Source organism: Paenisporosarcina sp. FSL H8-0542, assembly GCF_038632915.1.
Taxonomy (GTDB): Bacteria; Bacillota; Bacilli; order Bacillales_A; family Planococcaceae; genus Paenisporosarcina.
This window is the reverse complement of the sequence record NZ_CP152050.1, coordinates 2,334,529-2,351,882: the sequence shown is the minus strand read 5'-3', so window position 1 is coordinate 2,351,882 and position 17,354 is coordinate 2,334,529. Positions and strand designations below refer to the sequence as shown.

At 38.7% G+C, this 17,354-nt stretch carries 20 protein-coding genes; 12 read left to right on the top strand and 8 right to left on the bottom strand.

The features are described 5' to 3' along the window. Positions 1–20: 20 nt before the first annotated feature. The 5 genes from ctaD to MHH33_RS12120 all read left to right on the top strand — a co-directional run bounded on the left by ctaD (position 21) and on the right by MHH33_RS12120 (position 4,562). On the top strand, positions 21–1,886 hold the full coding sequence (ctaD, locus tag MHH33_RS12140; protein ID WP_016427808.1) for a cytochrome c oxidase subunit I: 1,866 nt from the start codon (positions 21–23) through the stop codon (positions 1,884–1,886). Further along, positions 1,886–2,512, top strand: coding sequence for a cytochrome (ubi)quinol oxidase subunit III (locus MHH33_RS12135; protein WP_342541852.1), 627 nt, complete (start codon positions 1,886–1,888; stop codon positions 2,510–2,512). The genes ctaD and MHH33_RS12135 overlap by 1 nt, the downstream gene beginning before the upstream one ends. Position 2,513: 1 nt before the next feature. Next, complete coding sequence (gene ctaF / locus MHH33_RS12130) at positions 2,514–2,849, top strand: cytochrome c oxidase subunit IVB (RefSeq protein WP_016427806.1); 336 nt, start codon at positions 2,514–2,516, stop codon at positions 2,847–2,849. Between the two features lie 297 nt (positions 2,850–3,146). After that, entirely contained in the window at positions 3,147–4,061 is a 915-nt protein-coding gene (ctaG, locus tag MHH33_RS12125; protein WP_342541851.1) for a cytochrome c oxidase assembly factor CtaG, read from the top strand. Positions 4,062–4,100: 39 nt separating this feature from the next. Further along, complete coding sequence (locus MHH33_RS12120; RefSeq protein ID WP_016427804.1) at positions 4,101–4,562, top strand: DUF420 domain-containing protein; 462 nt, start codon at positions 4,101–4,103, stop codon at positions 4,560–4,562. Between the two features lie 118 nt (positions 4,563–4,680). Here the strand turns inward: MHH33_RS12120 and ytvI are convergent, their stop codons facing one another. Together ytvI and MHH33_RS12110 are read right to left on the bottom strand one after the other, a co-directional pair. After that, positions 4,681–5,739, bottom strand: coding sequence for a sporulation integral membrane protein YtvI (gene ytvI, locus MHH33_RS12115; RefSeq protein WP_342541850.1), 1,059 nt, complete (start codon positions 5,737–5,739; stop codon positions 4,681–4,683). A gap of 104 nt (positions 5,740–5,843) precedes the next feature. Beyond that, positions 5,844–6,209, bottom strand: a complete 366-nt coding sequence (locus MHH33_RS12110) for a YugN family protein (RefSeq protein WP_016427802.1) — start codon at positions 6,207–6,209, stop codon at positions 5,844–5,846. A gap of 151 nt (positions 6,210–6,360) precedes the next feature. Between MHH33_RS12110 and MHH33_RS12105 the strand changes: the two genes are divergently transcribed. Further along, positions 6,361–7,437 (top strand): CAP domain-containing protein, encoded by a 1,077-nt coding sequence (locus MHH33_RS12105; protein ID WP_016427801.1) that lies wholly within the window; start codon positions 6,361–6,363, stop codon positions 7,435–7,437. Here the strand turns inward: MHH33_RS12105 and MHH33_RS12100 are convergent. After that, entirely contained in the window at positions 7,431–8,174 is a 744-nt protein-coding gene (locus MHH33_RS12100; RefSeq protein ID WP_016427800.1) for an aspartate kinase, read from the bottom strand. The two genes, MHH33_RS12105 and MHH33_RS12100, sit on opposite strands and share 7 nt — an antisense overlap. A 112-nt stretch (positions 8,175–8,286) precedes the next feature. Between MHH33_RS12100 and MHH33_RS12095 the strand changes: the two genes are divergently transcribed. After that, entirely contained in the window at positions 8,287–9,762 is a 1,476-nt protein-coding gene (locus tag MHH33_RS12095) for a UDP-N-acetylmuramoyl-L-alanyl-D-glutamate--2,6-diaminopimelate ligase (protein WP_342541849.1), read from the top strand. Here MHH33_RS12095 and MHH33_RS12090 read toward each other — a convergent pair. Then, positions 9,733–10,221 carry a PaaI family thioesterase gene (locus tag MHH33_RS12090; protein WP_016427798.1) on the bottom strand — a complete coding sequence of 163 codons (489 nt, stop codon included), beginning with the start codon at positions 10,219–10,221 and terminating at the stop codon, positions 9,733–9,735. The two genes, MHH33_RS12095 and MHH33_RS12090, sit on opposite strands and share 30 nt — an antisense overlap. 87 nt (positions 10,222–10,308) lie before the next feature. Between MHH33_RS12090 and MHH33_RS12085 the strand changes: the two genes are divergently transcribed. Beyond that, entirely contained in the window at positions 10,309–10,761 is a 453-nt protein-coding gene (locus MHH33_RS12085; RefSeq protein ID WP_016427797.1) for a YlbF family regulator, read from the top strand. Between the two features lie 121 nt (positions 10,762–10,882). Here the strand turns inward: MHH33_RS12085 and MHH33_RS12080 are convergent, their stop codons facing one another. Beyond that, a complete protein-coding gene (locus tag MHH33_RS12080; RefSeq protein ID WP_016427796.1) occupies positions 10,883–11,791 on the bottom strand; it encodes a glycerophosphodiester phosphodiesterase in 909 nt (302 codons plus the stop codon). Between the two features lie 130 nt (positions 11,792–11,921). Here MHH33_RS12080 and MHH33_RS12075 point away from each other — a divergent pair, with 130 nt between their 5' ends. Continuing rightward, on the top strand, positions 11,922–12,194 hold the full coding sequence (locus MHH33_RS12075; RefSeq protein ID WP_016427795.1) for a YlbG family protein: 273 nt from the start codon (positions 11,922–11,924) through the stop codon (positions 12,192–12,194). A 1-nt stretch (position 12,195) separates the two neighbouring features. On the opposite strand, the gene MHH33_RS12070 is transcribed toward MHH33_RS12075, so the two are convergent. Then, positions 12,196–12,585, bottom strand: coding sequence for a hypothetical protein (locus tag MHH33_RS12070; RefSeq protein WP_016427794.1), 390 nt, complete (start codon positions 12,583–12,585; stop codon positions 12,196–12,198). Positions 12,586–12,702: 117 nt separating this feature from the next. Here MHH33_RS12070 and rsmD point away from each other — a divergent pair, with 117 nt between their 5' ends. Continuing rightward, positions 12,703–13,272, top strand: coding sequence for a 16S rRNA (guanine(966)-N(2))-methyltransferase RsmD (gene rsmD / locus MHH33_RS12065; RefSeq protein ID WP_342541848.1), 570 nt, complete (start codon positions 12,703–12,705; stop codon positions 13,270–13,272). Beyond that, entirely contained in the window at positions 13,265–13,750 is a 486-nt protein-coding gene (coaD, locus tag MHH33_RS12060) for a pantetheine-phosphate adenylyltransferase (protein ID WP_016427792.1), read from the top strand. Before rsmD ends, coaD begins: the two co-directional genes overlap by 8 nt. 115 nt (positions 13,751–13,865) lie before the next feature. Here the strand turns inward: coaD and MHH33_RS12055 are convergent, their stop codons facing one another. Then, positions 13,866–14,756 (bottom strand): hypothetical protein, encoded by an 891-nt coding sequence (locus tag MHH33_RS12055; protein ID WP_016427791.1) that lies wholly within the window; start codon positions 14,754–14,756, stop codon positions 13,866–13,868. Between the two features lie 100 nt (positions 14,757–14,856). Between MHH33_RS12055 and MHH33_RS12050 the strand changes: the two genes are divergently transcribed. Further along, positions 14,857–15,906, top strand: coding sequence for a SepM family pheromone-processing serine protease (locus MHH33_RS12050; RefSeq protein WP_342541847.1), 1,050 nt, complete (start codon positions 14,857–14,859; stop codon positions 15,904–15,906). Positions 15,907–16,105: 199 nt separating this feature from the next. Here MHH33_RS12050 and MHH33_RS12045 read toward each other — a convergent pair whose 3' ends face one another. Further along, positions 16,106–17,317 (bottom strand): nucleotidyltransferase, encoded by a 1,212-nt coding sequence (locus MHH33_RS12045; protein ID WP_342541846.1) that lies wholly within the window; start codon positions 17,315–17,317, stop codon positions 16,106–16,108. Between the last annotated feature and the right edge of the window lie 37 nt (positions 17,318–17,354).

The following is a 17,354-nucleotide window of genomic DNA, read 5'->3' as shown; positions in this document are numbered from 1 at the left end:
ACAAGAAGGAGGTTAAAGTTGTGAGTTCAATCGCACAGAAAAAAGGCTTTGGTGCCACTCTTTGGGACTATTTAACAACAGTCGATCATAAGAAAATTGCCATCCTTTACCTCATTACCGGTGGATTCTTCTTTATCGTCGGCGGTATCGAGGCTATGCTTATACGTATACAACTAGCACAACCTGACAATGATTTTGTGAGTGCTGGTCTTTTCAATCAAATTATCACGATGCATGGTACAACCATGATTTTCCTGGCTGCCATGCCATTGTTATTAGGCTTTATGAATGCCGTTATGCCACTTCAAATCGGTGCGCGTGACGTTGCTTTCCCATTCTTAAACTCTTTAGGTTTCTGGTTATTCTTCTTCGGAGGAGTATTCCTTAACTTATCTTGGTTCTTGGGAGGAGCACCTGATGCAGGATGGACTTCATATGCATCGCTTTCATTAGCTTCACCGGGTCATGGGATTGACTTTTATGCTTTAGGTCTATTCATTTCCGGTTTTGGTACATTAATCGGAGGTATTAACTTCCTAGTTACAATTATCAACATGCGTGCACCAGGTATGACTTACATGCGTATGCCATTGTTCACTTGGACAACTTTTGTTGCATCAGCATTAATTCTATTCGCTTTCCCACCATTGACGATTGGGATCATTTTCATGATCGTTGACCGTATGTTCGGAGGAAACTTCTTTGATCATACAATGGGTGGTAATACTATTATTTGGGAGCATTTATTCTGGATCTTCGGACATCCTGAAGTATATATCTTGATTTTACCTGCTTTCGGTATCTTCTCAGAAATATTCCCTACGTTCTCACGTAAACGTTTGTTTGGTTATTCAGCTATGGTCTTCGCAACTGTATTAATCGGTTTCTTAGGATTCATGGTTTGGGCACATCATATGTTTACAGTAGGTATGGGACCAACTGCTAACGCAATCTTTGCTGTTGCGACAATGGCAATCGCGGTTCCTACCGGAGTAAAAATCTTTAACTGGTTGCTTACAATGTGGGGCGGAAGTATCATCTTTACAACACCTATGCTTTACGCGATTGGGTTTATCCCATCTTTCGTTGCTGGTGGTGTAACGGGGATCATGCAAGCTGCTGCACCTCTTGATTATCAATTGCACGATTCATACTTTATTGTTGCTCATTTCCACTATGTTATTGTTGGTGGGGTAGTACTTGGATTATTAGCTGGTTTACATTTCTACTGGCCATTAATGTTCAACACGATGTTAAATGAAACACTTGGAAAAGTAACTTTCTGGTTATTCTTCATTGGTTTCCACTTAACATTCTTTATCCAACATTTCCTAGGTTTACTTGGGATGCCACGTCGTGTGTTCACGTATGGTGCAAACCAAGGATGGGACACTTACAATCTCATCAGTTCATTAGGTGCTATTTTCATGGCAGCCGGAGTTATTGTTCTAGTGGTGAACATCATCATGACGATCGTGAAAAACGAAAAAGTTGGTCGTGATCCATGGGGTGATGGTCGTACTTTAGAATGGGCTGTTCCACAACCTGTACCTTTCTACAACTTTAAACAAACACCACTTGTTCGTGGTCTGGATACATTCTGGATTGAAAAACAAGAAGGAAATAAAGAAGGAATGACTTACGCAGAGCCAGTAGGCGATATCCATATGCCTAACAATTCATTTATTCCTGTTGTTATTTCATTTGGTCTATTCGTAGGAGCATTTGGTGCTTTATACAATGGAGAAAAATCTTGGGCAGTGCCTGTGATGTTCTTGGGATTAGCTATCACATTCGGTTCAATGATCGTTCGTTCATTGAAAGATGACCATGGATATCATGTTCATAAAGAAGATTTATTGAATGAAAAAGGGGGTAAACACTAATGGACTTAAATACTAAGTACACCCCACAATCTTGGCCGGATCATCCGGAAAATTCCACTTTGGAAGGTAAAAATAAATTTGTTGGATTTTGGCTTTTCCTTGGTGGAGAAACTGTAACATTCGCTAGTTTGTTTGCTACTTACTTGGCTTTGAAAAACAAAGGTCCAAGTGGAATGGAATTCACGACACAAGGTTTGTTTGAATTACCTTTAGTATTCATCATGACAATGTTACTTTTGACTTCATCTTTAACAAGTGTTTATGCGATGTATCACATGAAAAACTATAACTTCAAAGCAATGCAAGCTTGGTTAATGGTAACAGTATTACTGGGTGCTGCATTCCTATGTTTTGAAATTTATGAGTTTTCACATTATGTACATGAAGGATTTACTTACGGTCAAAGTGCTTTCAGTTCATCTTTCTTTACACTAGTTGGAACACACGGAGCTCACGTTTTGGTTGGACTAGTATGGATTACCCTTCTTATGGTTCGAAATTCGAAGCGTGGCTTGAATCTTTATAACGCGCCTAAATTCTATTTAGCTTCTCTTTATTGGCACTTTATTGACGTAGTGTGGGTATTTATCTTCACGGTAGTATACTTGATGGGAGTGATGGGTTAAGATGGCACACGATGTACACAATCATGTAAAATCTCAAACCGAATATGAGTATAAACGTCGACGTTCTGCAAATGAGATGCGTGGACAATTGACAACGTTTGCGATTATGATTTTCTTAACTTTGATCGCATTCACGGCAGTCTATGCTGATTTCTCTCCAAATTTAGTTGCGCCAATCATTTTGTTATTGGCAGCGATTCAGGTTGTTTTACAATTGTATTACTTCATGCATATGAGCCATAAAGGTCATGAAACTGCATCCATGTTTTTATACAGTGGGGTAATTGTAGGTTTCATTACCGTATTGACATTTGTTACAATTATTTGGTGGAATTAACGATCGAAGCGAGCAAGGAAAGTTTTGTTTTTCCTTGCTTGCTTTTTTTTATGGCAATTTTTTGTCGGAGATTCTAATCAGAGCGTTTACAAACTTTAGAAAAGCCATGTAATTGTTTTACAAAATCAAAATTTATTTAAGCCTATTTTTAAGTAGAAATACGAAGATAGATTTCGAAGTGAACCGAATTCTACTCTATTTCAGTCTATTTAATCGCATTGTTCATAGTTCGTTCATTGATGTTATGGCAGATGGGATTTATAATGGGGGTACTGAAGAAAAAAGGAGCGAGTAACGATGCCTTTAAGTATATTTGGATTTCAAGCGTTATGGAGTCCGTTTTTCCTATTATTGACGCTAGTAGTTATAGGGCTTTATTTTTATATAACTTCAAAAAAACAGCATTGGTTTGAAGAGACTCAACCTGTAACTAAAAAAGAAATTACAGCTTTTGTCAGTGCCATGCTTTTGCTTTACGCAGTGAAAGGATCACCTATCGATTTAATGAGTCATATTTTATTTTCGATGCACATGACGCAAATGGCTTTATTGTTAATGTTAGTTCCGCCATTGCTAATCGTTGGAATTCCAACATGGGTATGGCATAAAATCATCAACAATCGATTTATTAAACCCATCTTCAGATTCCTTACCAAACCTTTGTTGGCTTTAATCGTGTTCAGTGGCTTGTTCTCTATATATCATATCCCACTTATTTTGGATAATATTAAACAAAACGAGCTTTACCATTCTGTATTCAATCTCTTTTTGTTCATATCTGCCGTACTTCTTTGGTGGCCAATCATGAATAAATTAAAAGGTGAACACCAAGTACACGGATTAAGTAAAATTGGTTATATTATTGGGAGCGCCATTTTGATTACGCCTGCCTGTGCACTGATTATCTTTGCAAGTCAGCCAATGTATGCGACTTATTCAAATGGTGACGCTTGGTTAAAAGCTATGGAACTCTGTGTGCCTACATCTACATTGTCCGGATTAACTTTGTCCGGTCCAGAACTGTTTACGAATATGCCAGTAATGGAAGACCAGCAATTAGGTGGTGTCATTATGAAAATTATTCAAGAAATCATTTATGGAGTTGTATTGGCTATCGTGTTCTTCCAATGGTATCGTTCAGAACAAGATAATGCAGAAGAGATTACCCAAAAGGCATTACAAGATCGACAAGCTTATGCAGCAAACAAATAATCAACCTTCATAAATTGGTGAGTGTTAGGAGAAAAAGAGATGAATCCACTTGTATTGCCGACTATCAGTACGTTTTTTATTGCGTTAAGCGCCGTCCTTGTTGCGATTGGTTGGGCTTTAATTAAACAAAGAAAAATTGAAGCACATAAGAAAACCATGTTTGCTGCTGCAATTGCAGCACTGACATTCTTTATTATTTATGTTTCACGAACGTTGTTTATCGGAAACACAGCTTTTGGCGGACCCGATGAATATAAAATCTTTTATACTACTTTTTTAGTCTTTCATATTATATTGGCTACGACAGGTGCGGTATTTGGTCTCTTTACCATTTGGTCTGGCTATAAAGACAATTTGAAAAGACACCGTAAACTAGGTCCAATTACAAGTATCATTTGGTTTTTCACTGCCATTACAGGCGTAATGGTCTACTTATTGCTTTATATCATCTATGAAGGTGGAGAAACCACTTCTGTTTTTAAAGCGATATTAGGATTTTAATTAAAGACCCAGTTAAACAATGTCTTTAATATAAAGGGAGCGATTCCCTCTAATTTTTATCAAAATCAAAGATAATAAAAAATGCCAATCACCTTGTTATTGAGGTAATTGGCATTTTTTATAGTTTGAAATTGGTTTTGATAATACCGGCTTCTTTTGCTGTAGTGAAAATGATGACGACAAATGGACCGATGATTAATCCGAGGAAACCGAAAATTTGTAATCCGATAAACATGGCAATTAATGTGGCAAGAGGTGATAAACCAATCTGAGAGCCCATTAATTTGGGTTCTACAGCACGGCGAATGACCAGCAACACTAACGCCAGAATGGCAAGCTTTGTTCCCATGGCAATGTCCCCAATGAGAAATTGGTACAATGACCATGGTCCGACAATGGCAATCGAACCAAGTATAGGAATAATATCGATGATCCAAATAACTATAGACATTATAATTGCATATTTTGGGGCAATGAATAATAATCCAATAAAGCTTCCTACTAAAATAAATAAACTGGCAAGCAATTGGGCTTTCAAAAAACCAAAAATGACAGAATTTAATCGGGAAGTCATAAAACGAACTTTTTCAGCAGTTGCAGGCGTCAGATGACGAAATACCATTTTCTTCAGTTCTGTTAAGTCCAACATAAACAGGAATAACGTGATAATGTAAACGATAAAACTGACTAAAAAATTTGGTATGCCTGTCAGCAGTTTGCTGATACTATTGTAGCTTACAATCCCCAAAATGGCTTTTTGCATAGTGTTTAAAAACTCATCTAACTCATTTTTAATCGAAGTTACCACTTCAATGGGCATGCCTTGCGTAAAACTGAATAATTTGCTTTGGACATTCATCCATGATAATGACAGTGTATTAAAATAATCGGGTGCAATTTTAGTCAATTGAATAATCTGACCAACTAATTGGGTGATAGTGAAATATAAGGTAGCGGTAATGAGTAATAAAAATAATATAAAAACGGTAATAACGGCAGTCTTTCGATTCCATTTAAACTTTTCTTTACACCATTTAACAATCGGTTCAAGGAAAAAAGCAGTAATTAAAGCTAGAAGAATTGGAACTGCGAGAGGGAGTACAAAGGTTAAAAAAAGGATGAGCAATACAATCAATAAAGCTAGTATTAAAAATTTCTTGGTAATCCACTTTGGCATCAGCATCACCTCATTTTTCCATATTGTATAAGTATAGACAACATTGTCACTTTTGAAAAGCAATAGAAAAAACGCCGAAGGAATATTATTCCTCGGCGTTTCCATTATGCACGAATTTCAAATGCATTGATATCTGCTTTAACAGCAGCCAATGTTTGCTGACATGATTTAACCAAATGTGCCGGGAAGACTTCTTGGTCTCCATATTCAACACCATGAGGGAAATAATGTTTACCTACAACTGGTTTCATCAAGGTAATGATTGCATCGTGAGCGCCAACATCGCCATCTTTTGTGAAGCCGAAAATACGTAAATAGAATGTGCCTTCTTTAATTTCGTATTTTTTGTCATAAGTAACACGTTCGTAATCCCATTGACCTTCACGTACAAGACCGTGGTTTAACATAATATCATCTAATAATTGTAAATCAGCTGCTGTATTTTCAATACCTGTGTTTTCAAAATACATAAAATCGTCCTCCTTATACATGCTTTACCCTAAGTAACGCGTTCCATTTTATAATAGTGCAATTTTGCATCTGTTGCAATGACAACATTGTGTCAATACGCTTTACACTGATATAATAGACTCATCATTTTCCTTATGAGGAGTTGTCTTATTGAAAGTATTGGTTAGAATCTTAATTTTATTAGCTATTATCATGACTGTCATTTTTTATTCCGACCAAACTGTTCAAGAAAATGATTTATTGGAAGCGCCCGGTCCAACAGGGCAAGCTTTGCCACAGGAAAACTTATTACCCCCATCTGGGGAAGAATCAGTCCCAAGACCAGAAAAAGGACTATCTACGCTTATTGGACAACATACTAAAAAAGTGGTGGAATCATTTGGGGAACCTAACCGAATCGAGCCTTCAGCTTACGGATATGAATGGTGGGTGTACAATAGGTCACTCGATTCTTATATGATGGTAGGCGTTAACGGGGACACCATAACTCAAATATATATTGCAGGAGAAAGCCTTGATGCCTCACCCTATCAAGTTGGGCAATCCATTGATGATTTATACCGCTTTACTATAATCGAGTCGGAAATTACCGTGCAAATCGATTCGAATGTTTATACATTCACCATCAACGACCAAGATATGACGAACCGATTATTAATTAAATTCGATGGGCTTTTTGCCCAAATTTATATGGATGAAGAAGACCAAGAAGTGGAAGCCATTCGTTTTACTGATCCAAAGACACTTGTTCTCCATCAGCCTTATGAAATGACTTACAAAGGTGACTACTTAGCACCTAAAGTACCTTCAACGACATTGCAAAAATCTATTGATGCATCAAATGAACGCCAATTATTTGAATTGACGAACGTGTATCGTTCACGTCATTCCGTAAATACAGTTATTGAAGATGATGCTCTTGGACTTGTTGCAAGCAAACATAGTGAAGATATGGCGATGCAAAATTATTTTTCTCATGAGTCACCGGATTTTGGGGATTTGGAAAACCGTTTGGAAGAGTCGCTTATTGTTTATGACAGTGCAGCTGAAAACCTTGCAGCGAATTATTATGATTCAGCAGAAGTTGTAAATGGTTGGTTAAATTCTTCAGATCATAGAGAAGTTTTGCTAAAAGAAGATTTTACCCACCTGGGCGTAGGAACATTTGGCAAATATTATACGCAAAACTTTGTAAAACGCGAGATGAATGTCAGAAAAGGTCAATGAGCAGCGGAGTTTATCCATGTTCCTTCTTCTGAAGAACCGAAAGGACGAATATGCAGTGGAATTTGGTGCTTAGCCGCCATGTCCACTGCTTTTTTTTGTATCAGTGGGTGTGTCTCAGTTTCACAAAGCTGCTGAAGCTTTTCATACGAAACTTTCGGTAATTTATATACATTTTCCGAGTTTTTTGGATCACCGGACATGACACCTGGTACATCTTTATAAAATTCAACCGCCTCGGCATCGAATAAATTGGCCATCACGATTGCAGTTAAATCACTGCCACCGCGTCCAAGTGTCGTAAAGCGATGATCTGTCGTAATTCCTTGAAACCCTGGTACAATTACACATGGTACATGCTGGAGCAATTCTTTAATGACTTTTTTAGATGTTTTAATAATTGAAGCATCTCCAAAATGGTCATCCGTGTAGATACCAGCCTGTATGCCATACGCTAATTGACACGGAATCTGTTGCTTTAAACATTCTGCTGATAGAACGGAAGAGGCCAGGAGCTCTCCGCAAATAGCGGCAACATCTTTTGATTCTGGTGCAATTTGAAATGCGTCCGTTATTCGAATCAGTGTATCGGTGGAATAAGGATCCCCATGACGCCCCATTGCTGAAACAACCACCAGAACCGATTTATATTTGGCTAAACCTTCTTTAATATGTTGAATACATACTGCCCGCGATGCTGCATCTCTCACCGCTATGCCTCCGAATTTTTGCACAATCATCAAACCCGCTCCTTATTAATCATGAGTGACATTTTCCCGCATGCTTACATACGATGAACGTACCTTGACTGTAATGTATTCGGTCAATTTCATTTTGTGTAGGAGGGGTACAATGACTTTGGTCATTGCCGATTTATTAAAAGACTGGCCGTGTACGTGGTTACACGGATCCTTTAATGAAATCATATGTGGGGTCAAAGAAAATTCCAAGGAAATTCAAGCCGGTGATGTCTTTGTAGTTATTAAAGGGAAAAATGCCAATGGTGCTACTTATATAAATGAGGCAATCGAAAACGGGGCGGTCTGTATTATTGCGGAAGATCGAGAACATGAAAAAATGTGTAGAGAGGTGGCGTTTGGCATCGTGCCAAACACTAGGACCTTTCTTTCTCATGCTTGTGCCCGTGTTCATGGGAATCCATCAAAACAATTGCACGTGGTGGCGGTGACTGGAACCAATGGTAAAACAACGGTAAGCCATATGATAGGTCAAATGCTCACGTTGCTTGGCTACCAAACAGCAGTAATCGGTACATTAGGACTTTTTATAAATGGAAAAAAAGTTGATGAGAATTTTCCATCACTCACTACATGGTCTGCTTCACATCTCCATCAAACCTTTGCCCGACTGTTAAAAATGAACATTACACATGTCATAATTGAAGCTTCATCGATGGGATTAGCACAGCACCGACTGGACCATTGTTCAATCCAACAAGGGGTATTTCTAAATCTAGGACATGATCATCTTGAAGATCATGAAGGCATTGAGTCCTATAAAAAAGCAAAATGCAAATTAATGGATATAAGCCGAAAAGTTGTTGTGAATAAAGACGATTCTTTTTGGTTGGAAAAAGGAAAAGAATGCACGAAAGAACTGAATTGGTTTGGCGAAGAATTCATCCAGCTGAAAGAAATAAAGCCAGTATCAACGAATGTGACAATATTCGATGAAGGAGATTGTGATGGTTATGACGTGGAAGTTGGTTTTACAGGACTCTATAATATCTCAAATATAGCGGCTGCAATTGCGACTATACGACAATTGGATATTCCGATGTCATCAATTATTCCGCTACTCCCCAACATTACTTTACCCCCTGGCAGATTTCAATTCATCTTAAAAAAACCTTTTCAAGTAGTCATAGATTATGCGCATACACCAGAAGCTCTGCAACATCTACTTTCTTCAGCATCAAGAATTACTGAAGGACGATTACTTGTTGTATTCGGATGCGGAGGAAATCGCGACCAAGCGAAGCGAAGTGCTATGGGAGAGATTGCAGCATTTTACTCACATAGCATGTGGGTGACATCAGATAACCCCCGATTAGAGGATCCTCTGAAAATCTGCCAGCAAATCGTTGGAAATTTGCCGGAGACTTCCAAGATCCATATCGAAGTCGATCGAGCAGCTGCGATTCAACAAGCGCTTCGGTATTGCAAACCTGGAGATTTACTCTGTATAGCAGGGAAGGGTCATGAGTCCACTCAACATATTGGCGATCAAGTTATCCCTTTTTCAGACGAACAAACCGTTCTGCTAATATTATCGACGTTACCGATGGCGGGGAACCACGAAAAATGATCCATTGCCAACCGCAAGCTTCTTGCCATTGTCGTCCGTAATTTCACCGGTAACCACCATCGTCTGGCGTCCTTTATGTGAAAAAGTAGCACGTGCATGTAAATGACCTTCCGTGGCCGTCGCCAAATAGTTAATGGATAAGTTCATGGTTACAGCGGCAAATTCTTCAGATAGTGAATGATTTGCGAGGACACCCATCGCGGTATCAAGCATAACGGCCAGAATACCACCGTGAGGGATATGAAGAGTGTTATGAATATAAGGAGTTATTGGGATGGATATCGTGCAAGAATCATCGCTTAATTTCTTCTCCATATGCAAAGTAGCGCCTAAATAAGTGGAAAGATCACCACTTTGTTTCTTCTCAAAGCCTTCCAACCATTTTGATAACGTAGAGACATCTTCGGTTGATGCATGAATTAATATGTTTTCGAGTTGATTACGTACTGATTTTTTCATGTTGTTTCTCCTAACTTTTAGCAAATGCAGGTCTTTTATTTTATGAGTCCAATCTGTTATGATTAAAATAGATTGGAGGAATGTCCGATGATGATGACATCAGAATGGGCAAACATCATGGATGAAGGAGATAGTTTAACACAGATGATTTTATCCTCCGAGCAAGTAGAACGCTTCAAAGAAGCATATTTCGCCGTTTATACAGACGAATTATTAAATAGACAGATTGCTTCTTTTTCTCGTTTAAAAGAGCAGTATGAAGATGTTCAACGCTTCGGAAAGTATCATCCGGACTATCAGCACGTGATGAAGTCTATTCGAGTACAAAAACGCGCACTTGATATGAATGAACGTGTCGCTAATTTAAGACTGGCTGAAAACGAATTGCAAGATTTGTTGGATGAAGTCAGCTTATTAATAGGAAAAACTGTATCTGAATCTGTCAAGGTCCCTGTCAGCAATCCGTTCTTCGCTTCAGCTGCCTCTTCTTGTAGTACAGGAAGCTGTGGAACTGGTGGTTCTTGTGGCTGTTCAGCTTAAATAAAAGATTGTAGCTTGGGTGCGTAACTGCTCTTGAGCCGGACATAACAAAAGGATGTGCGCGTAATGTGCACATCCTTTTTCTTATTCTTAAAGAAAGTTTTAGCTTATACACATTTTCTTATGCAATATGTTCTGCCAGTAACGCAACGGCTAAATCTGGACGATCTGTAACAATTCCTTTTGCACCTGATTGCAACAAACGCTGCATTACTTGAGGATCATTGATTGTCCAGTAGTGAACGGGAACATTCAGTTTGCTCAGGAAGTTGATAAAACCTTCTCCATCAAGTGGGAAAACACCGGATTTCACTGGAATTTGAAAGACGTCTACACGAGGATGATACAAATGTCCGAACTGACTTGTGTAGGCAGAATACGCTTTACGCACTTCGTTTTCTCCTGCACCAAGTGCCACCGAATTTTGAGCATACAGGTTGAAACGATCGATTTGCTCGTCATGGAAGCTCGTGACAACCACACGGTTTTGAGCACCAAGTTCTTCTATCAAACGCCATAATTTTGAAGGAATCAAGCTACCTTCATACGTTTCAGGAGAATCCTTCATATCGATGTTAATCAACATTTGTGGGAATGCTTCAAATAGCTCACGTAGCGTGATAGCAGTTAAGCCTTGTCCACGATATTCATATTCTTGCTGCTCATTAATAAACTGATAACCCAGATCAAAAGCCTTAAGTTCAGAAAGTGTCATATCTGCAACACGTCCTGCACCGTCAGTGGTACGATCTACATATTCGTCATGGAAAACCACGATTTCTTCATCTTTTGTCAAGCGAATATCGATTTCAAATCCATGAACTCCAAGTTCAGCTGCTTTTTTGAAAGCTATCATGGAGTTTTCTGGAGCAATCAGAGAACCTCCACGATGAGCTAAGATAATCGGATGTTCATATTGAAGTGCTTCTTTATCAGGGCGTTTTTGAGGTTTTGAGATGGCTTTAGAGCCTGCCCAGGCAGCAGCACCAGCTGCGGCGATTGCGAATGCTACTTTCGTTTTCTTTCCCATGTCTAATTCCTCCTCATGCAAACTTGCTTTCCCCATTATAAAGGAAAGTATAGCAAACTGTCAGCTTCAAGCGGTTGCGAACGTTTTCTTTCATATGGTATTCTTTTAAGTAAGAAAAGAGGGAACTCGCATGAATGAACGACAAGGATTAATTGTATATGTACATCATTTAAAACAAGCGAAGTCGCTGAGGAAATATGGACATGTTCAATATATTTCCCGAAAATTAAAGTATGTCGTAATGTATTGCGACCTCGATCAAATTGAAGCGATTTCAACGAAATTACAAAAACTCCCGTTTGTAAAAGAAGTCAGTCCTTCCTACCGTCCGTTTGTCAAAACTGAATATGAAAATTCTAAACCGGACAAAGCAAAAGAATATGACTATAAAACGGGCTTATAACTTAGCTTAAAGGCGGCAAAATGTGATGCAATCTAAACAACCCGATTAAATATTGATGGTACAAAGCGGGCTCAGCAAAATAAGATGAATGCTTAACTTCGAGACGGTGTGGGGAATAATTTCTTTCCTGCAGCGTTTTTTCAATTAGTTGGATGCGTTTGCTCGGTTTTTCTTCCGAGTATTCAATCCCTTCGCGACAGAAGTAAATCGGCGTGAATTTACTATCATCTACAGGTTTTAATATAAGAGCGATGCTCAATTTTTTGACGTCTTTCGATACGGATGTCAAAATACATACACGATGAAAACGGTGCTCGTTGGTTTTTAATAATTCAATCCATTCATAAATATCGCTATAACCTTCTCCTAGTTCAATAAAGCGTTGAATCATGAGAAAATAACACATCCTTTCAATAGCCATCTTATCATGGCTTGTAGCATGAAGCATATGAAAATAAAGTCAGAAATGGCTTTTCAATAACCGATGAATCGGACAAGGAGGAACGTCATGAGAGTAATTTCCGGAGAACAAAAAGGACTCCCATTAAAAGCGGTGCCTGGTGCGGGTACACGACCAACAACTGATAAAGTGAAAGAATCAATTTTCAATATGATCGGTCCATACTTTGAAGGAGGGCTTGCTGTGGATTTATTCGCAGGAAGTGGGGGGCTCGGTATCGAATCGCTCAGTAGGGGCATAGATACGTGCATTTTTATCGAAAAAGATCCGCGTGCTATACAAACGATTCATGAGAATCTAAAGAAATGCAAACTAGATAATCGCTCGGAAGTATACAAAGCAGATGCTACACGTGCAATTAAAGCTTTGGAGAAAAGACAAGTACGAGTGGACTTGCTGTTTTTAGATCCACCTTATCAAAAAGTTGGGTATTATGAATTGATCGAGCAGTTTGTGGAAAAAAACTTATTGACTGATGATGCAATCATTTTTTGTGAACACGAAAAAGGTGTAGATTTGCCAAATACATATGGGTCATTTACTCTAACAAGACAAGAACTTTATGGCAGTACCATAATTTCGATTTATCGACAGGAAGAAGGAGAACACCATGACTAAAATTGCAGTCGTACCAGGGAGTTTTGATCCTGTTACATTCGGTCATTTAGATATCATCAAACGAGGTGCTTCCGTATTTGACGAAATACACGTGGTCGTACTAAATAACTCCTCTAAAAAACCACTTTTTACGATTGAAGAACGTATGGCATTAATTAGTGAAGTGACAGCAACTTTGCCTAATGTCCGTGTGGATTCTTTTTCTGGCTTACTTGTCGAGTACGCTAAAAGTGTCAATGCACATGCCATTGTACGTGGATTAAGGGCGGTATCCGATTTCGAATACGAAATGCAGATTACGTCCATGAACCGTGTATTAAATGACAATATCGAAACATTTTTCATCATGACGAATAATCAATATTCATTTTTAAGTTCGAGCATTGTTAAAGAAGTGGCGAAATATGGTGGCGATATTTCTGAACTTGTACCTAAACCTGTAGAAGAAGCCTTGAAAATGAAATTTGGATTAGAATGAATCACGCAATGATTTTGCGTGATTCTTTTCATATGTCCTGTTGCAAGCACCTTTTTTCAATAAAGCTTAGATTTCAGGAGAAGCTCTTGAGCATCTGCATCCAATGCCCTTTCTTTTAAAGTATTAAATAACAACACCCAACAAATAGAAGAAAATGAATCAGTCGATATACGACATAAGGTTTTAACGAAAGTTTGGCTGATTTCGCCAACACCATGATTTGCATATGTATGCTTAAACCATTGAAAGATAGAATGATTACTGCCAGAAGAGGAAAAAAGGGTGCCATATTAAATAATTGATGTGCAACTTCGAGCCCTGCAGTCATCTCAAATAGTGAATAAATGAAAACTGTTACCTGATGAGGGATACCATTGAACACGACCCCCATTATTTCCCTGATAACTGTACTGATAGTAGTGAAGAAGACTACCGTAGTAGCTACCAAAAGCAAAATGGAGGCAGCTTGGTGAATCCCTTCGCTTAAAGGGGAAGTAACTGGCTTGGCTATGTTATCATTTTTTGAGATGCTTGGTAGTGGAATGAATAAATGAAGGAAAACTAAAAATAACAAATTGATCGTATGTAAAAGTACCATTAATAGAATACCTGTGTTGGCGGATAACAGAAATTGACTCCCAACCACGCCTACCACAAACATGGGGCTAGGCGCATGGCAAATTCCAAGTAAGTGACTTGCATGACGCTTACTGATCATGCTTGCCTGCGACAAGGTCGAAATAGTTGCCGCACCGGTAGGGAATCCACCAAACGCTCCTATCGCATATACTTTGATGCTGTTGCCAACGTGGGATTGCCATTTATTTTTTTTGTAGAGTTCATACAGTAGCCATTGAGAAACGACTAAGTAAGGTAATAAATATGGTAAAAGACGTTTAAGAAAAACCTGAAGTCCGAGCTGTGAACCTTGATGAGCTATCCCAGGCATGAAGATAAACAAAATCATGAGAAACCAACAAATGAATAAATTGGTCTTATGTAGCATGTGAAATTTCCCCGTTTCAACCGTTTTGTCAGAAGTAAAGTGAAAGTGCTACACTATGTATATGCAAAAAGAAAGCTTGTCATCATGGAGGTGAGGGTACATGTCAAAGAAAAGTACAATTGGCTTTTTCATCGTTTGTATTTTACTTATAAGCGGGACAGTTTATCCCGTCGATGCTTACATCACAAAACCCGGAGGGGCGTATCCACTTGAACCGCTTGTAGATGTAGAAAGTGGAGATGAGGATGATACTGGGTCGATGAGTTTAATGACCATCGCTTTATCGAAAGCAACGCCTCTTACTTATGCATGGGCGAAAGTGTCCGACCAACAAGAGATATTACAAACCAATCAAGTTAGAAATCCTGACGAGGATGACGAAGAATATAATGTTCGTCAACTCCATCTTATGTCGCAATCACAATTTAATGCGATAGAAGTGGCATTCAAAAAAGCCGGTAAACCTTATGAAATTACAACCAAAGGTGTCTTTGTTTTAAATGTCTTGCCGAAAGGTGCGGCTGACGGCTTACTTAGTCCTGGAGATCGAATCTTGCAAATCGATGACGTCAAGAGTGATAATCAACAAGGGATTATCGATTATTTAAAACAGAAAAAATTAGGCGATATTGTCACACTGCATATTGAACGTGACGGAGAAAAAGATTCAGTTGAAGTTGAATTGAAGCCGATTCCTACTGATGAGAGCCGAGCTGGTCTAGGAATCACTTTTACTGATGATAAAGAAATCACGACTACACCGAAAGTAAATATTAAGGCAGACGAAATCGGAGGACCATCTGCAGGACTAATGTTTACATTGGAAATTTTGAACCAGTTACTGGATGAGGATCTAACAAAAGGTTATAAAATCGCGGGAACCGGAACCATGCAGGAAAACGGTGAGGTGGGACGGATCGGTGGAATTGACTTGAAAGTCATTGCTGCCGATAAAGAAGATATCGAGATTTTCTTTGCACCTGACGATGAGTTACCAGAGGAAGTATTGAAAAATAATCCTACACTGAGATCAAATTATTTGGATGCAAAAGAATCAGCAGAAAAAATAGGCTCGACGATGAAAATCGTGCCTGTGAAAACAGTTGATGATGCACTCGCTTATTTAGATAAGCTAGAACAGAAAAAGTAATCTAGTTCCACTAATGTGAAGTTGAATAGGTTCCGACTGTTCTATAAGTCTGTACGTAGCATTACCATAACCGAACAATTAAAAACTTGGCAAAGTGACAAAGTCACTTCGCCAAGTTTTTTTCGTAGGGCTATGATGCAGTTGGTTAAAGTCCAACGCACCCGGTTATATATTACGAATGTTTATGAAAATTAATAAACTATAATATAATCGGTGGTTTGCGATAATCCATTCCAACCGGTTGTTTGATTTTTGGTGATTGCAATCCCAATTGATATAAATCAGATGCATGAATGTCTAAATCCAATAAAGAATCTTTTGTTGCAGCAACTCGACTGACGAGTGGCAATGAAAGATTCTTTTTCTTTTCACTCAAATACTTTTGTCCATTTTGAGTCATGCCAAGAACCCGTAAATACGTAGGCTTTTGATGTTCTTTCAATGATTCCCACGTAAAGCCTGTATAAATATGAGTAAGCATTCGTTGTATGCGTGTCCACGTATAACGCTTCGATTTTACCCGGCTCATAAAATCTTCAAATGTTTCGCATTCCCTTGCCGCTTCATGAATTAGATGCTCGATACCTTCTGTTACTTCAGCATATGAAGCAAGGTTTTTTGTTGATGAACGGATAATCGTATGTCGTAGAAGGGGCCAGAACTGTTGCCAACTGCCAAATACCCCTATAGAGTCTTTCCACTTCAATAGTTGTTCCAATGAGGTGTGTGGCATGAATTTTCCCAATGCTTCAATCGAGCCATCGTCGAATAGAGCCTTACGGATACCTGTAGCGCTTGCAATGGATTGGTCTTGATCAACATTATCATGATAATTCGCCACGATTCGTTGAATGGTTACAGGCTTGATATGTGCCTGCATCTGACAGGCTGTTTCAATATAGTGATAACCGAGAATATTATTTGGTTTTGATAAGTCAACTAATGGCAAGTTTAAGTGTGTTGTGATGTCTGAATAAGCTTCGTTTAATGCTTTTGGATAACTTAATCCAAGTTGCATGTATTGTTTAATCGAATTTTGGTAAGCCTCTTGTTGTGTAGTAAGGACATCATATGAGCGTGTAAAAGGCTCAATTGTCCCTTCCTCACTTCCAAAACAAAATGCTTCGCATTCAAGGGCTTCCAGCAGTGTAATTGAACCACGTGCAAAGTCACTGGCTTGTGCAGTTGCAAAAACGTAAGGGAGCTCGATTACGATATCTACGCCAGCTTTTAGAGCCATTTCTGTCCTGGACCATTTATCCACCAGGGCAGGTTCTCCTCGTTGCAAAAAATTCCCGCTCATAACAGCAATAATAATATCTGCGGCTGTCTTCTTGCGAGATTCTTTGATATGATAGAAGTGTCCGTTATGAAACGGATTATGTTCGACGACTACACCAGTTGCTTTCAAGCTTGTGACCCCCTTATATCATTTACTCTAGATTATA

Bases quoted from the DNA above. Each gene is read 5' to 3' on its own strand.
- MHH33_RS12090 (WP_016427798.1), bottom strand. From the start codon at position 10,221: ATGAAAAAATCAGTACGTAATCAACTCGAAAACATATTAATTCATGCA.
- MHH33_RS12055 (WP_016427791.1), bottom strand. From the start codon at position 14,756: ATGCTACATAAGACCAATTTATTCATTTGTTGGTTTCTCATGATTTTG.
- MHH33_RS12120 (WP_016427804.1), top strand. From the start codon at position 4,101: ATGAATCCACTTGTATTGCCGACTATCAGTACGTTTTTTATTGCGTTA.
- MHH33_RS12070 (WP_016427794.1), bottom strand. From the start codon at position 12,585: ATGATTCAACGCTTTATTGAACTAGGAGAAGGTTATAGCGATATTTAT.
- MHH33_RS12075 (WP_016427795.1), top strand. From the start codon at position 11,922: ATGAATGAACGACAAGGATTAATTGTATATGTACATCATTTAAAACAA.
- MHH33_RS12110 (WP_016427802.1), bottom strand. From the start codon at position 6,209: ATGTATTTTGAAAACACAGGTATTGAAAATACAGCAGCTGATTTACAA.
- MHH33_RS12095 (WP_342541849.1), top strand. From the start codon at position 8,287: ATGACTTTGGTCATTGCCGATTTATTAAAAGACTGGCCGTGTACGTGG.
- ctaF (WP_016427806.1), top strand. From the start codon at position 2,514: ATGGCACACGATGTACACAATCATGTAAAATCTCAAACCGAATATGAG.
- MHH33_RS12085 (WP_016427797.1), top strand. From the start codon at position 10,309: ATGATGATGACATCAGAATGGGCAAACATCATGGATGAAGGAGATAGT.
- ytvI (WP_342541850.1), bottom strand. From the start codon at position 5,739: ATGCCAAAGTGGATTACCAAGAAATTTTTAATACTAGCTTTATTGATT.
- coaD (WP_016427792.1), top strand. From the start codon at position 13,265: ATGACTAAAATTGCAGTCGTACCAGGGAGTTTTGATCCTGTTACATTC.
- ctaG (WP_342541851.1), top strand. From the start codon at position 3,147: ATGCCTTTAAGTATATTTGGATTTCAAGCGTTATGGAGTCCGTTTTTC.
- rsmD (WP_342541848.1), top strand. From the start codon at position 12,703: ATGAGAGTAATTTCCGGAGAACAAAAAGGACTCCCATTAAAAGCGGTG.
- MHH33_RS12050 (WP_342541847.1), top strand. From the start codon at position 14,857: ATGTCAAAGAAAAGTACAATTGGCTTTTTCATCGTTTGTATTTTACTT.
- MHH33_RS12135 (WP_342541852.1), top strand. From the start codon at position 1,886: ATGGACTTAAATACTAAGTACACCCCACAATCTTGGCCGGATCATCCG.
- MHH33_RS12100 (WP_016427800.1), bottom strand. From the start codon at position 8,174: ATGATTGTGCAAAAATTCGGAGGCATAGCGGTGAGAGATGCAGCATCG.
- MHH33_RS12080 (WP_016427796.1), bottom strand. From the start codon at position 11,791: ATGGGAAAGAAAACGAAAGTAGCATTCGCAATCGCCGCAGCTGGTGCT.